The organism is Actinotalea soli (genome assembly GCF_017565425.1).
Taxonomy (GTDB): Bacteria; Actinomycetota; Actinomycetes; order Actinomycetales; family Cellulomonadaceae; genus Actinotalea; species Actinotalea soli.
The window spans coordinates 588,159-602,749 of record NZ_JAGEMK010000001.1 but is presented as its reverse complement, the minus strand read 5'-3'; the positions used below and the strand labels follow the sequence as shown (position 1 = coordinate 602,749).

The 14,591-nt window shown below is 73.4% G+C and carries 12 protein-coding genes and 1 tRNA gene; 12 read left to right on the top strand and 1 reads right to left on the bottom strand.

Annotated features, from left to right (window positions below; translation table 11 throughout):
* The first annotated feature begins 3 nt into the window (after positions 1-3).
* From J4G33_RS02810 to J4G33_RS02780, 7 genes are all read left to right on the top strand, one after another.
* A complete protein-coding gene (locus tag J4G33_RS02810; RefSeq protein ID WP_208054347.1) occupies positions 4-1,320 on the top strand; it encodes a glutamate-5-semialdehyde dehydrogenase in 1,317 nt (438 codons plus the stop codon).
* A gap of 121 nt (positions 1,321-1,441) precedes the next feature.
* On the top strand, positions 1,442-1,591 hold the full coding sequence (locus J4G33_RS02805; RefSeq protein WP_208054346.1) for a hypothetical protein: 150 nt from the start codon (positions 1,442-1,444) through the stop codon (positions 1,589-1,591).
* A 43-nt stretch (positions 1,592-1,634) separates the two neighbouring features.
* Positions 1,635-2,237 (top strand): nicotinate-nucleotide adenylyltransferase, encoded by a 603-nt coding sequence (gene nadD, locus J4G33_RS02800; protein WP_208054345.1) that lies wholly within the window; start codon positions 1,635-1,637, stop codon positions 2,235-2,237.
* Complete coding sequence (locus J4G33_RS02795) at positions 2,230-4,038, top strand: hypothetical protein (RefSeq protein WP_208054344.1); 1,809 nt, start codon at positions 2,230-2,232, stop codon at positions 4,036-4,038. The genes nadD and J4G33_RS02795 overlap by 8 nt, the downstream gene beginning before the upstream one ends.
* A complete protein-coding gene (gene rsfS / locus J4G33_RS02790; protein ID WP_208054343.1) occupies positions 4,038-4,433 on the top strand; it encodes a ribosome silencing factor in 396 nt (131 codons plus the stop codon). Before J4G33_RS02795 ends, rsfS begins: the two co-directional genes overlap by 1 nt.
* Complete coding sequence (locus tag J4G33_RS02785; protein WP_208054342.1) at positions 4,430-5,125, top strand: histidine phosphatase family protein; 696 nt, start codon at positions 4,430-4,432, stop codon at positions 5,123-5,125. Before rsfS ends, J4G33_RS02785 begins: the two co-directional genes overlap by 4 nt.
* A gap of 97 nt (positions 5,126-5,222) precedes the next feature.
* A tRNA-Ala gene (locus J4G33_RS02780) sits at positions 5,223-5,295 on the top strand.
* A 113-nt stretch (positions 5,296-5,408) separates the two neighbouring features.
* Here J4G33_RS02780 and J4G33_RS02775 read toward each other — a convergent pair.
* Positions 5,409-6,497 carry a calcium/sodium antiporter gene (locus J4G33_RS02775; protein WP_208054341.1) on the bottom strand — a complete coding sequence of 363 codons (1,089 nt, stop codon included), beginning with the start codon at positions 6,495-6,497 and terminating at the stop codon, positions 5,409-5,411.
* A gap of 207 nt (positions 6,498-6,704) precedes the next feature.
* On the opposite strand from J4G33_RS02775, the gene J4G33_RS02770 reads away from it, so the two are divergent.
* From J4G33_RS02770 to J4G33_RS02750, 5 genes are all read left to right on the top strand, one after another.
* Positions 6,705-8,483 (top strand): metallophosphoesterase family protein, encoded by a 1,779-nt coding sequence (locus tag J4G33_RS02770; RefSeq protein ID WP_208054340.1) that lies wholly within the window; start codon positions 6,705-6,707, stop codon positions 8,481-8,483.
* Positions 8,484-8,605: 122 nt separating this feature from the next.
* Positions 8,606-9,382: a YceI family protein gene (locus tag J4G33_RS02765; protein ID WP_208054339.1), complete on the top strand. Its 777-nt coding sequence runs from the start codon at positions 8,606-8,608 to the stop codon at positions 9,380-9,382.
* Between the two features lie 161 nt (positions 9,383-9,543).
* On the top strand, positions 9,544-10,629 hold the full coding sequence (locus tag J4G33_RS02760; RefSeq protein WP_208054338.1) for a fatty acid desaturase family protein: 1,086 nt from the start codon (positions 9,544-9,546) through the stop codon (positions 10,627-10,629).
* 89 nt (positions 10,630-10,718) lie between these two features.
* Positions 10,719-13,652: a leucine--tRNA ligase gene (leuS, locus tag J4G33_RS02755; RefSeq protein ID WP_208054337.1), complete on the top strand. Its 2,934-nt coding sequence runs from the start codon at positions 10,719-10,721 to the stop codon at positions 13,650-13,652.
* 2 nt (positions 13,653-13,654) lie between these two features.
* Positions 13,655-14,497, top strand: coding sequence for a DegV family protein (locus J4G33_RS02750; protein WP_208054336.1), 843 nt, complete (start codon positions 13,655-13,657; stop codon positions 14,495-14,497).
* The last annotated feature ends 94 nt before the right edge of the window (positions 14,498-14,591 follow it).

The window sequence follows — 14,591 nt, the reverse complement described above, 5'->3', positions numbered from 1 at the left end:
GCCATGAGCACCGCAGCCGCTGCCCCTGTCGACGAGGTCCCCGTGGAGGTCCCGGCCGAGGTGACCCAGGCCGTGAGGCAGGTCGCCGAGCGCGCCCGGGTCGCGGCCAGGAGCCTCGCCCGAGCGTCCAGGGCGCACAAGGACGCCGCCCTGCACGCGATGGCGGATGCCCTGGTGGCCGGGACCCAGGAGATCGTCGCTGCCAACGCGGTCGACCTCGAGCGCGGGCACGCCCGTGGTGTGTCCCCCGGGCTGCTCGACCGGCTCACCCTCGACCCCGCTCGCCTCCGGGACATCGCCGAGGCCCTCCGTGAGCTCGCGGCCCTCCCTGACCCGGTCGGGGAGGTCGTGCGCGGCTCGACCCTGCCCAACGGCCTGCGGCTGCGTCAGGTCCGGGTGCCCCTCGGTGTCGTCGGGATGATCTACGAGGCGCGGCCCAACGTCACCGTCGACGCGGCTGGCCTCGCCCTGAAGAGCGGCAACGCGGCCGTGCTGCGCGGTGGGTCGGCGGCCTCGGGCTCGAACGCGGCGATCGTGCGCGTCCTCGGCGAGGCCCTCGAGACTGCGGGGCTCCCGGCTGACTGCGTCCAGTCGATCGACGAGCACGGGCGGGCCGGTGCGGTGGCCCTGATGCACGCGCGTGGGCTCGTCGACCTGCTCGTGCCCCGCGGTGGGGCCCAGCTGATCCAGACCGTGGTGCGCGAGGCGAGGGTCCCGGTGGTCGAGACCGGAGTCGGCAACTGCCACGTCTACGTCGACGCGAGTGCCGACCCGGCCGTCGCCCTGCCCATCCTGATGAACTCCAAGACTCAGCGCGTCGGCGTCTGCAACGCGGCCGAGACGCTCCTGGTCCACGCCGACGCGGCCCCGGGGTTCCTGCCCAGCGCCCTCGCCGCGCTCGCCGGGGCCGGGGTCGTGCTCCACGGCGACCAGCGCACCGTCGACCTCGCCCCCGCCGGGGTCGAGGTGCTGGCGGCGCAGGACGAGGACTGGGCCACCGAGTACCTGGCACTGGAGATCGCCGTGCGGGTGGTCGACGACCTCGATGCCGCGCTCGAGCACATCAGGACGTGGTCCTCAGGTCACACCGAGGCCATCGTGACCGGTGACCTCGGAGCCTCGGAGCGGTTCGTCGCGGGGGTGGACTCGGCCGCGGTGATGGTCAACGCCTCGACCCGCTTCACCGACGGCGGTCAGCTCGGCCTCGGGGCTGAGATCGGCATCTCGACGCAGAAGATGCACGCCCGCGGTCCGATGGGCCTGGCCGAGCTCACCACGACCCAGTGGGTCGTCCACGGGGACGGGCACATCCGTCCCTGAGGCTCTCGTCACCCGTCCGGACGTCGTGGCGCGACGACCCGGCTACGCCAGACGTGCGACACTGGACGGACCGCTGCGGCCGTCAGCCAGCGGTGAGAACAACGATCATCAGGAGGTCGACGTGCACGCTGCCCTGCTCGCCGCAGAGGAGGCGGAGGTCGTGAACCACCTTCCCATGGCACCCGAGGCCTTCGGTCTCGTGGCCTTCGGTGCCCTGATGGCGCTGCTCGCGGTCACGTACGCCTTCCGCAGCGTCGGCACCCGCCACTGACACCTGCCGTTCCCAACCACGAGGCCTGGAGGACACCAGCGGCATGACTCAGCACCGGCCCAGGATCGGGGTGATGGGTGGAACCTTCGACCCCGTCCACCACGGTCACCTGGTCGCCGCGAGCGAGGCCGCCGCCCGTCTGGACCTCGACGAGGTCGTCTTCGTCCCGACAGGGCGTCCCTCCCTCAAGCAGCACGCCTCGGTCACGCCTGCCGAGCACCGCTACCTCATGACCGTGATCGCGACGGCGTCCAACCCCCGGTTCACCGTGAGCAGGGTCGACGTCGACCGTCCCGGGCTCACGTACACCGTGGACACCCTCGCGGACCTGCGGGCCGAGCGACCCGAGGCGGACCTCTTCTTCATCACGGGGGCCGACGCCATCGAGCAGATCCTCACGTGGAAGGACGCCGAGCGGCTCTGGACCATGGCGCACCTCGTGGCCGTGACGCGGCCCGGGCACACCCTGTCCCTCGACGGGCTGCCCGAGGACGCCGTGAGCCTGCTCGAGGTCCCGGCCCTCGCGATCTCGTCGACGGACTGCCGGGAACGGGCGCGCCGGGGAGAGCCGGTCTGGTACCTGGTGCCCGACGGCGTGGTCCAGTACATCGCCAAGCACGGTCTGTATCGAGGTCATGATGTCTGAGCAGTCCTCCACGGAGTGGGGTGAGCGCCGCCGTCGACGGGAGCAGGAGCGCCTGCGCGGCCTCGCTGCCGAGCAGCAGAACGATCCTGCGGGCACGCCGGCGTCATCGGTCGAGAACGCCGCGGCCGACGTCCCCTCACGTCCTCTCTCGCGGCGCGAGCTGCGCGAGCGCGCCCAGGCCGCCGCCGCTGACGCCGGAGCCTCCGGACCCGTCTCGCCCGATGCCGAGGGACGCAGCGGCGAGCGGCCCACCCGGAGCGCGCCGGCTCCGACCCCGGCCGTCCAGGCCCCGCCCGCTCCGACCCCGGCAGTCCAGCCCCCGCGCGCTCCGACCCCGCCCGCCCAGGCACCGTCGGCGCGACCGTCACGGCGCGCCCTGCGGGAGTCCTCGGCGCCGGCGGGTCCCGCTGCCGCGCGAACCATGGGCGAGGGGCCGACGACGGTGCGTGATCCGCGGCCGACCTCGCCCGTCGTGCGTCCCCCGGCGACCACGGGTGGCATCCGTCGTGTGGACGCCGGAGGCCGGTTGTCCGAGGTGCAGCCCGCCTCGGGGCGCGAGGAGAGCGAGCAGGCGACTCCTGCCCGGGGTGGCCCGGCCGTGCGCCCGAACCCCGAGGCGCCCGATCGGACCAGCTTCTCCCCGCAGGCCCGGGCCGCCGCCGTCCGGGCGCAGGCGGCCCGCGCACAGGCTGAGCGCGAGGAGGCCGCGCGTCTCGGCGCCGAGCGGGCAGCCTCCCAGCGGGCGCAGAGCCAGCGCGCCCAGCCCCAGCCCCAGCCCCAGCCTGGTGAGTCTCGGCGGGCCGAGCCCTCGGCCCCGCCCCGGCCCGCTCAGTCCCGGCCTGCTCAGTCTCAGCCTGCTCAGCCCCAGCGTGCCGAGGCCCGGTCAGGCTCGCAGCAGGGGGGCCGTGGCCGTGACGCCTCGACGGCTCCCGGGAGCCACGCCACCGGTCAGGCCGCTGAAGCCGCCGGCGGTCTGCATGCGGTGTCCCAGCGCCCGGGGAGCTCGCGCGAGGTCCCCGCTCCTCGGGCGGCCCCGACCGCTGACGTGGGCGCACGTCCAGCAGCCCCGGGTGGTGCTGCTCCGGCGGGGCGGGCCGAGCCGGCCTCGCACCGTGGTGACCAGACCGCAGCAGCCCCGGCGCGTCCCGACACCCCGCCGACCTCCGCGCTGTGGTCCTCGAGCGCATGGGGCTCCGCGTCGCACGCCGCCGACAGGGCAGGCCACGAGGCCCCGCGAGGGCGACCCTCCGCAGCACCCCAGCGCACCTCGACGGCGAGGCCCTCGGCAGCGGAGCCGACCCCCGTTCCCCGTGCGTCGACCCCTGCGCCCCCGGTCGTCGGGTCCGCGTTCGCGACGGTCTCCCTCCAGCCCGGCCCGGGCGCGCCCCACGGCGGGCCTGCCCCGGCGGGGACGGTCCAGGCTCCGGGGGTGCCCCAGGGCTCCGGGCTCGCCTCACCAGCCGCGGACGTCCCGTCGACCCCGCGGTGGGGAGCGGTCGAGGCGGGGTCCCCCGCGGGCTGGAGCCCGGTGCCGAGCGAGCCCGGCTCTGCGCGCAGCGGGGCCGGCGCCCCGGTGCACGGCGGGACCGAGGGCGACGGCGTCCCCGACGAGGAGCCTGCCGAGACCCCCGCCCGGGCCCACCCGTACACCTTCCTGCACATGCTCGTGCTGGTGCTCGTCGCCTTCGTCCTGGGGATGCTGATCTTCATGGTCGTCGTCAACGAGCCGCCTCCCGCAGACGCGACGGAACCCGCCGCGCAGTCCATGACCGTCACACCTACTCACGAAGCTGGGGACTAGTGCCCGCCACCGACCACGCCCTCGACCTCGCGGTCGAGGCCGCCCGTGCCGCCTCGGACCGCAAGGCCCAGGAGATCATCGCCCTCGACGTCAGCGACCGTCTCGTCCTGACCGACGTCTTCCTCATCGCCTCGGGCACCAACGAGCGGCAGGTGGTCGCGATCGCCGAGGCCATCGAGGAGGCCATGCATGCCCGGGGGGTCAAGGCCCTCAGGCGTGAGGGCGTCCGCGAGGGCCGGTGGGCCCTGCTCGACTTCGGCGACGTCGTCGTCCACGTCCAGCACGACGAGGACCGCGTGTACTACGCCCTCGAGCGTCTCTGGTCGGACTGCCCGGTCGTCGAGCTCCCGGCCGATGCCCGTGGCGGCGACGGCGGCCCCGAGACCCAGGAGTGAGCGCCGGCACCGTCCTGCTCTGGCGGCACGGACGCACGGCGTACAACGCGGAGGCGCGGCTGCAGGGCCAGGTCGACATCCCTCTCGACGAGGTCGGCCGGTGGCAGGCCCGTGAGGCTGCACGGGCCCTCCAGGTGCGGCACCGGCCGGTACGGATCGTCTCCTCGGACCTCGGGCGAGCGGCTGCCACCGGAGCAGCGCTCGGCGAGCTGGCCGGCCTCGAGGTCGAGACCGATCCGCGGCTGCGCGAGCGGGGCTTCGGTGCCTGGGAGGGCCTCACCTCCGAGGAGATCGCTGCGCGGTGGCCCGAGGAGCACGCCGTCTGGCGTCGGGGCCAGGACCCCGAGCGCGCGGGGGCCGAGACGAGGGCCCAGGTCGCCGAGCGCATGGCCGAGGCCGTCGCGGACCAGGCGGCGCGGACCCCGACGGGGGCGCTCGTCGTCGTCTCGCACGGTGCTGCGATCACCCTCGGTCTGACGGCCCTGCTCGGGCTGGACCCTGTGGCCTGGCGGGGGCTCGTCGGCCTCCACAACGCGCACTGGGCCGTCCTGCGGCCCTCGGCCGGCGAGGCGCGCCCCGCCTGGCGGCTGGAGGGGCACGACCTCGGCCCCTCGGTGCAGGCCGACGAGTGGAACGAGGGGACGGCGAGCGCCCAGCTGCCGAGCAGCGCCGAGGACGCGTTGCGGGCCTGAACGCGGCGGCAGCTCCGTGGCGTGGGTCACGTCGCGGCTCGCGATTGGAAATGCACGCGGACTTCCCCCTAGACTGCAGTTCGCCCTCCGGGGCAGCGGGGCTGTGGCGCAGCTGGTAGCGCACCTGCATGGCATGCAGGGGGTCAGGGGTTCGAGTCCCCTCAGCTCCACCGCGAACAGGGCGTCCGACCACGTGGTCGGGCGCCCTGAGTCGTTCCCGGGCACTCCCGCGAGTCCTGGGCCCCTGCCGAGGCGGGATCCTCCGGCCGTGGGCCCGAGGTGCTCAGCTCGGGCCCACCGAGCCCGACTCGCGGCGGCCGCGCCGCAGACCCAGCTCGTACGTCGCCAGCAGCACGAGCGTGAGCGCTGTGATCGGCAGGACGAACAGCATCATCACCGAGCTGTAGGCGGGCAGGGCGTCGTGACCTGCCGAGTCGAGCAGCAGGTAGAGGACGTACGCGGCGTAGAGCGCGAGGAACAGGCCCGCCTCCCAGCGTTCGACCGTGAACCCGGTGAAGACGATCGGCAGCAGGGCCAGGGCGACCGCCACGAGCACCGGCAGGTCGAAGCGCACGGCGCTCGGCTCGATGGGCACGCCTCCGGGGGAGAAGATCGCGGCCATGCCCATCACGGCCCCGATGTTGAAGATGCAGCTCCCGACCGCGTTGCCGACCGCCATCTCGACGTCGCCGCGGATGGCTGCGATCACCGAGGTCGCGAGCTCGGGGAGGGAGGTCCCGACAGCCACGACCGTCAGACCGATGACGATCTCGCTCAGGCCGAGGCTGGTGGCGACCCGGGTGGCGCCGTCCACGAGCCACGCCGCCCCCACCACCAGCAGGCCGACGCCGACAGCGACGAGCAGCACGCTGACGAGAGACCGTGGCGGGGGACCAGAGGGGGGGAGGTCGGTGCTGGGCTCGTCGTGCCCGCGGCGGCTGCGCAGCACGGCCCACGTGGTGTACGCGACGAGCAGGGCCAGGAGGACCGCTCCGTCGAGCCGGGAGATCGTCCCGTTCAGGCTCAGCAGGAGGAAGAGCACCGAGAGGGCGATGAGCACGGGGACGTCGCGCCGCACCACCGGACGACGCACGGCGAGCGGGAGGATCAGCCCGGCGACCCCCAGGACCAGCAGCACGTTGGCGATGTTCGAGCCGACGACGTTCCCGACGGCCAGGCCCGGGCTGCCGCTCAGGCTGGCACGGACGGTCACCGCGAGCTCGGGGGCCGAGGTCGCGAACGAGACCACGGTGAGGCCCACGACGAGGGGAGAGAGCCCGAAGGACCTCGCGAGGCCGCTCGCTCCGCGGACGAGGACCTCGCCCCCGACGACGAGCAGGACCAGACCGCCGAGCAGCAGAAGAGTCGTCACGGGGACAGCCTGGCGGGAGAGGGTGCGGTGCGCACCCCCATCTGCCCTCCGCGTGTCCCTGGGCACGTCTCGCTCACCACGGCACGAGGTCCTAGGGTCGCGGGAGCGCCCGGGCGCTCCGGCCGCGGTCGGGGTGTTCGCTCACGGTGAACACGCCTCCCTGCAGGCGCACCCAGGTGTCCGATGGACGCGAGAGGAGGACCGCTGATGCACCCGACGACGACGTCTTCCCCCGAGCCGCCGACCCCGTCCGAGCGGCCGACCGTCCGTGAGCGCCTCGCGGTCCTGGCCGGACGACCGGTGCGCCTGTCGCCCCGACGCCTGGCGACCAGCGCCCTCGTGGTGCTGGCGGTGCTGATCCCGTCGGCGGCCTGGGGGATCTCGACCGCCCGTGCCGACGCCGGGCTCGGGCCCCACACGGCTCGCTACGAGGTCACCCTCGACCGTGCCGTGACCCTCGACCTCGGCCCCCTCGGCACCGTGGTCGTCGACTCGCCGATGCCGTTCGCCCTCGGAGCGCGGGTGGTCGTGCAGGAGATCCCCCGCGAGGTCACGGCGCTGCAGGGGGTCGACACGCTGGACGCCCTGCTGGGCGACCTCGAGAGCTACGTCCAGTTCTTCAGCTCCCCGGCCTCGACCGTCGAGGTCGCTGTCCGGGCCCTGGCGGTGGACGCCCTGCGACGAACCTTGCTCGCGGCGACCACCGTGACCGTCACGGTGGTCCTCGTCCGCTCCGGTCTCGGGAAGCGCCGCAGGGCTGAGCTCGCCGCGGCGGCGGCACCGCACCGGTCGCTCATCGCGGGGGGTGCGGTGGTCGCCCTCCTGGTGGTCGGCACCGTCTCGGCGAGCGGGCCGTTCCCCGCCGCCCCGCAGAGCGGTCCCCAGGCCTCCGCAGTCTTCGACGACACCCCCCTCGAGGGCGCCCGGATCACCGGTCGGCTCGCCGGCGTGATCGACACCTACGGCGGCGTCGTGGTCGACGCCTACCGTGAGAACGAGACCTTCTACGCCACCGCGACGGCCAACCTGGAGGAGTCGTGGGCGGCCCGGGCCGAGGCCGACGCGGAGCTCGCCCGGCTGCGCCAGGCGGTGCGTGACATCGGCGCCGGTGCCGCACCCGAGGACGCGGAGGAGCCTGGCACCTCGGACGGGTCCTCCTCCGAGGAGGAGGACCCGTCCGAGGGCGACGAGGGCCCCCTGCTTCCCGAGGAGGAGGGCGTCGTGACCCTCCTCCTGCTCACCGACATGCACTGCAACGTGGGCATGGCGCCGGTGATCCGGCGTGCGGTCGAGCTCTCGGGGGCTGACGTCGTGCTCAACGGGGGGGACACCACCGTCAACGGCACCTCGGTCGAGTCGTACTGCGTCACCGCTCTCGCCAACGCCATCCCCGACGGGGTCACCACGGTCGTGGCCGACGGCAACCACGACAGCGACGAGACCTCGGCCCAGGGACGCGCCGCCGGGATGACGGTGCTCGACGGTGCGGTGGTCGACGTCGCGGGGGTTCGCATCCTGGGGGACAAGGACCCGCGCGCGACGCGCATCGGTGGGGGGACCGCGCTCGCGGGCGAGGAGACGGTCGCCGGGGTGAGCGCCCGCCTGGCGGAGGTGGCCTGCGCGGACGAGGCAGGCGTCGACCTGATGCTCGTCCACGACTCGGGCATGGCTGCAGCCACCCTCGAGCAGGGCTGCGCCCCGGCCGTCGTGGCGGGTCACATGCACCGCCGGATCGGTCCGTACCGCTACGGCCAGGGGGTGCGGTACATCGGGTCGAGCGTTGCCGGTGCGGCTCTCGGGCAGCCGACCGTGGGCCCGCTCAACGGCGTCGCCGAGATGACCGTCCTGCGCTTCGACCTCGAGGAGCGCCGCGTCCTCGACTACCGGCTGGTGCAGGTCCGCCCCGACGCCTCGGCCGACGTCGGCTTCGCCGTGCGGTGGCCAGGCGCTCCGGTGCCCTCGGTGCTGCCTGGGGGCGCGCGCTGATCCTGCTGGCGGGGCGCCGCCGTGTCCGTGCCTGGGCGGTGCCGCGGGCGGCGTACGGTGGTCCCCGCATGATCCCCCCCTGCCTGTGAGAGGAGCGCCGTGCGGCTGCCCCCTGCCGTCCCGTGCCGACCTGCGTCCGCGGGCGTGAGCCCGTGCCCGGCGGGACGGCGTACCTCGTGAGCGGGCAGTCCGACCTGCACCCCGAGCACCGCCGGCGCTGGTTGATCCGGACCCTGGTCGCGGTGACGGTCGCGCTCGGAGCGATCGCCGGTGGCCCGTGGCTCTACGCGCGCTACCTCGCCCCTGACCCCGCCGAGCCCCTGGCCCTGAGCACCCCCGACCCGGCCGCCTCGGCGGCACCGCAGGTCGACGAGATCCACGAGGTCGACGGCACCTGGACCGTCGTCGACGGGTCGGAGGCGGGCTACCGGCTGGGGGAGGTGCTCTCGGGGGAGCAGGTGACCGTCGTCGGCCGGACCGACCAGGTCACCGGCGGCGTGGTCCTGGAGGAGGGCAGCCTGCTCGAGGCCGAGGTGGTGGTCGACGTCGCCTCGATCGTGACCGACGAGTCGGCACGGGACGCCTACTTCCGGCGCGCGCTGGACACGACCACGCACCCGGAGGCCACCTTCGAGGTCACCGACCCGGTGGACCTGTCGGCCCTCGAAGGCGTCACCGAGTCGGTCACCGTCGAGGCCCTCGGCACGCTGACGTTCCACGGAGTGGCACGACCGGCGACCGCGGTGCTCGAGGTCCAGCCGACCGGACAGGACCAGGTCGAGGTCGCCGGCCAGATCGCCGTGACCCTCGAGGACTTCGACCTCACGGCCCCTGACCTGGGGTTCGTCACCGTCGAGCCGACGGCGACCGTCGAGATGCTCCTCGTCCTGAGCCGCTGACCACCGGGGGGCCGCGAGGCCCGCGGACGCCGCTCGACACGTCGGACCCACGAACGGGTGCTTTCGACGGCGCCCCAGGTTACGCTTGCGTAGGTTCGTTCGACAGCGGCGCCGCCCGGGCTTCGCGACACACCTCTCCCGGACCCGACAGGAAGCACCGCATGGAAGCCATCGCCGCCACGCCACCCGAGACCACCCCCCGCGAGCGTCAGGTCAGCGAGTTCACCGCGCTGACCCGCACGGTCCGTGATGCTGGCCTGATGCGCCGGCGCCACGGCTACTACTGGACCCGGTTCGTGGTCCTGACCGGCACGCTCGCCGGACTCGTGGCAGCCGTCGTGCTGCTGGGAGACTCCTGGTGGCAGCTCGCGGTCGCGGCAGCGATGGCCCTGGTGCTCGGGCAGGTGATGTTCCTCGGGCACGACGCCGCGCACCGGCAGATCTTCACCTCGGGTCGGTGGAACGACTGGGCGAGCCTCGTGATCGCCAACCTCTACGCGGGCATGAGCTACGGCTGGTGGCAGCACAAGCACAGCCGGCACCACGCCAAGCCGAACCAGGTCGACGCCGACCCGGACATCGACAACGGGGTGCTCGTGTTCCACACCGATGGTCTCCCGGCGGTTCGTACCGGTGCCAAGGCCTGGTTCGCGAAGCGCCAGGGGTGGCTCTTCTTCCCGCTCCTGCTCCTCGAGGGCCTGAACCTCCACATCTCCGGGGTCAAGACGATCTTCGGTCGGGGCGAGGTCAAGCGTCGCCCGGTCGAGATGGCGTTCGTGACCCTGCGTCTGGGCGGGTACCTGGCCCTGGTCTTCTGGTTCATGCCGGTGGGCCTCGCCTTCGCCTTCCTCGGTGTGCAGCTCGGGCTCTTCGGCCTCTACATGGGCGCGGTCTTCGCGCCGAACCACAAGGGGATGCCGATCGTGCCCCCCGACGCGAAGATCGACTTCCTGCGTCGCCAGGTCCTCATGAGCCGCAACGTCTCGGGCGGTCGGATGGTCGAGGAGTTCATGGGCGGGCTGAACTACCAGATCGAGCACCACCTCTTCCCGAGCATGGCGCGACCGCACCTGCGCCACGTCCGACCGATCGTGCGTGAGTTCTGCCAGAGCCGGGGGATCCACTACACCGAGACGACCATGCTCCGTTCGTACGGCATCGTCATCGAGTACCTCAACAGGGTCGGCCTGGCGGCGCGTGACCCGTTCCAGTGCCCGCTCACCCTCGAGTACCGCTCGGCACGCTGACCGCGGCTCGACCCGGGCCCTCACCCAGCACCCAGGCCCGGCCGCACACGACGTGCGGCCGGGCCTTGGCGCACCGGTAGCCTGGGCGGGTGCACACGCAGGACTCCACCACCGCCAGCCCCGCCGCGACCAGCCCCACCTCGGGCGCGCCGGGGATCCCGCCGTTCCGGTACACCGCCGAGCTCGCGGGCAGGATCGAGCAGCGGTGGCAGGACCTCTGGGACGAGCGGGGGACCTTCCACGCCCCGAACCCCTCAGGAGAGCTGAGCGACGGCGGCGGCGCGCGTGCCTCCGCTGACGCCCCGGCGTACTTCCTCATGGACATGTTCCCGTACCCCTCGGGCGCAGGACTGCACGTCGGTCACCCCCTCGGGTACATCGCGACCGACGTCGTCGGGCGGCACCGGCGGATGTGCGGGGACAACGTGCTGCATGCCCTGGGCTACGACGCCTTCGGCCTGCCTGCCGAGCAGTACGCGGTGCAGACCGGGCAGCACCCCCGCACCACGACCGAGGCGAACATCGCCAACATGCGCCGCCAGCTGCGCCGGCTGGGACTGGCCCACGACCCCCGCCGCACCTTCGCGACCACGGACACGGACTACGTCCGCTGGACCCAGTGGATCTTCCTGCAGGTCTTCAGCTCCTGGTACGACGAGGCGGCGGTTCGCCCCGACGGCGGCACGGGTCGTGCCCGTCCGGTGAGCGAGCTCGTCGCGCAGTACGAGAGCGGCACACGCCCGACGCCCGACGGCCGCCCCTGGTCTGCGCTGGACGAGGTCGAGCGCCGCCGGGTGATCGACCCGCAGCGGCTCGCCTACGTCTCCGAGACCCCGGTGAACTGGTGCCCGGGCCTGGGCACCGTGCTCGCCAACGAGGAGGTCACGGTCGACGGCCGCTCCGAGCGCGGCAACTTCCCGGTGTTCAGGCGCAGCCTGCGCCAGTGGAACATGCGGATCACGGCCTACGCCGACCGGCTGGCGGACGACCTCGACCTGATCGACTGGCCCGACAAGGTCCGCGCGATGCAGCGCAACTGGATCGGACGCTCGGAGGGCGCCCAGGTCGTCTTCGACGTGCTCGGGGGAGGTGAGCTCGAGGTCTTCACCACGCGCCCGGACACGCTGTTCGGCGCGACCTTCATGGTGGTCGCCCCCGAGCACCCGCTCCTCGACGAGGTCCCTGCGGCGTGGCCCGACGGCACCCGGGACTCCTGGACCGGCGGGCATGCGAGCCCGGCGGAAGCGGTCGCGGCCTATCGCACCGAGGCAGCTGCACGAACGGCCGTCGAGCGACAGGCCGAGACCTCCAAGACCGGGGTGTTCACCGGCCACCTGGCCACCAACCCGGTCACCGGCACGGCCGTCCCGGTGTTCACGGCCGACTACGTGCTGATGGGCTACGGCACCGGGGCGATCATGGCCGTCCCGGGCGGCGACGAGCGCGACCACGCCTTCGCGCGGGCCTTCGAGCTGCCCGTGGTCCACACCGTGCTCCCTGCACCCGACGCCGAGGTGCCCGATGGTGCCTACACCGGGGACGGCGTGGTCGTGGCCTCGGCCAACGCCGAGATCTCGCTGGACGGGATGGACGTCGTGACGGCGAAGTCGACGATCATCTCCTGGCTCGAGGGCCGTGGTGCAGGGACGGGCACGGTCACCTACCGGCTGCGGGACTGGCTCTTCAGCCGGCAGCGCTACTGGGGCGAGCCGTTCCCGATCGTCTACGACGAGCACGACCTGCCGATCGCGCTGCCGGAGTCCATGCTCCCGGTCGACCTGCCCGAGGTGCCCGACTACTCGCCTCGGACCTTCGAGCCCGAGGACGCCGACTCGGACCCCGAGCCCCCGCTGGGCCGCAACGAGGACTGGGTCCACGTCACCCTGGACCTGGGTGACGGCCCACGGACCTACCGCCGTGACACCAACACGATGCCCAACTGGGCAGGATCCTGCTGGTACTACCTCAACTACCTCGACCCGTCCCGACGCGAGATGGTCGTCGACCCGTCCCTCGAGCAGTACTGGATGGGCCCCGACCACAACGCGACCGTCGGGGCGAGCGGAGGCGTCGACCTGTACGTCGGGGGCGTCGAGCACGCCGTGCTGCACCTGCTGTACGCGCGTTTCTGGCACAAGGTCCTGCACGACCTCGGCCACGTCACGAGCGTCGAGCCCTTCCACCGGCTGTTCAACCAGGGCTACGTCCAGGCCTACGCCTTCGTCGACTCGCGCGGGCAGTACGTCCCGGCCGACGAGGTCGAGGAACGGACGGCCGAGGACGGCTCGGTGACGTACCTGTGGCAGGGCCAGGAGGTCCGACGCGAGTACGGGAAGATGGGCAAGTCGCTCAAGAACGTCGTGACCCCGGACGACATGTACGAGGCCTACGGCGCGGACACCTTCCGTGTCTACGAGATGTCGATGGGTCCCCTGGACCTGTCCCGCCCGTGGGAGACGCGGGCGGTCGTCGGCTCCCAGCGCTTCCTGCAGCGCCTGTGGCGCAACGTGGTCGACGAGGACACGGGTGACCTCACCGTGGTCGAGGCCGAGCCCGACGCCGCGACCCTGCGGCTGGTCCACCGGACCATCGACGAGGTCCGCACCGAGATGGACGCGATGCGGTTCAACACCGCCATCGCCAAGCTGATCGTGCTCAACAACCACCTCACCTCCCTCGAGCGCGTTCCCCGGGCCGCTGCCGAGGTCATCGTGCTGCTGGTGGCGCCGTTCGCGCCGCACGTGGCCGAAGAGCTGTGGGAACGGCTCGGGAACACCGAGAGCCTGGTGCGGGCCCCGTACCCGGTGGCAGACCCGGCGTACCTCGTCGAGGAGACGGTGACCTGCGTGGTCCAGGTCCAGGGCAAGGTCCGGGACCGGCTCGAGGTGCCACCGGGCATCGGTGAGGACGAGCTCCGTGAGCTGGCCCTCGCCGCCCCGGGTGTCCTCCGGTCCTTGGCCGGCCGAGAGATCCGCACCGTGGTGGTCCGGGCCCCCAAGCTCGTCAACGTGGTCCCGGTCTGACGATGGACCGCCGGGTGGCCGTGGTCACGGACTCGACCGCCTCGCTGCCCGCCCTCGCCCTCGAGACGGCGGAGGTGGTCGTCGTCCCCCTGCAGGTGGTGATCGACGGCACCCCCTACCTCGAGGGCGTCGACCTGAGCCCGTCGAGCCTCGTCGAGGCGCTGCGCCGGGGTGGGACGGTGACCACCTCGCAACCCGGGCCCGAGGCGTTCAGCCGGGTCTACGCGCGCGTCGCCGCGCGAGGGGCGCGGGAGATCATCTCGGTGCACATCTCCGGTGCCCTCTCGGGGACCGTGACCTCGGCCGAGCTCGCTGCGCAGACCGCGGGCGTCCCCGTCACCGTGGTCGACTCCCGCACGGTCGGCATGGGGCTCGGGTTCGCGGCCCTCGCGGCAGCCCAGGCGGGCGGGGACGGTGCTGCGGCGGCTCAGGCCGCGCGCCGCCGGGCCGCCACGAGCCGGGTGCTCTTCGCGGTCGACTCCCTCGACCACCTGCGCCGCGGCGGGCGCCTGGGCCCGATGGCCGCCGCGCTCGGCACCGTTCTCGGGCTGCGTCCCGTGCTCGGGGTCGAGGCCGGCACGATCGAGGTGGTCGAGAAGGCTCGTACCGGCGGGCGGGCCCGGGACCGGATCGTCGAGATCTCGGCGGCCGAGGTCGTCCGGCGAGGTCGGTGCGACGTCGCGGTCCACCACCTCGGCCAGCCGGACCTCGCAGCGGCGACCGCCGAGAGGTTGCAGGACCTGTGCGGCACGGCCGTGCGCGCGGTGCACGTGGCCGAGGTCAGTGCGGTGCTCGCCGCGCACGTCGGGCCTGGCCTGCTGGCTGTCGTGCTCTCCGACGGGTAGCGGCGGCACGGACCGGTCCGTGCACAGCCCGGGGACGGGCGTTGCTCTCCACAGCCGCCTCGGTCCCGGCCAGGGAAAGGAGCTGCGGCGGACC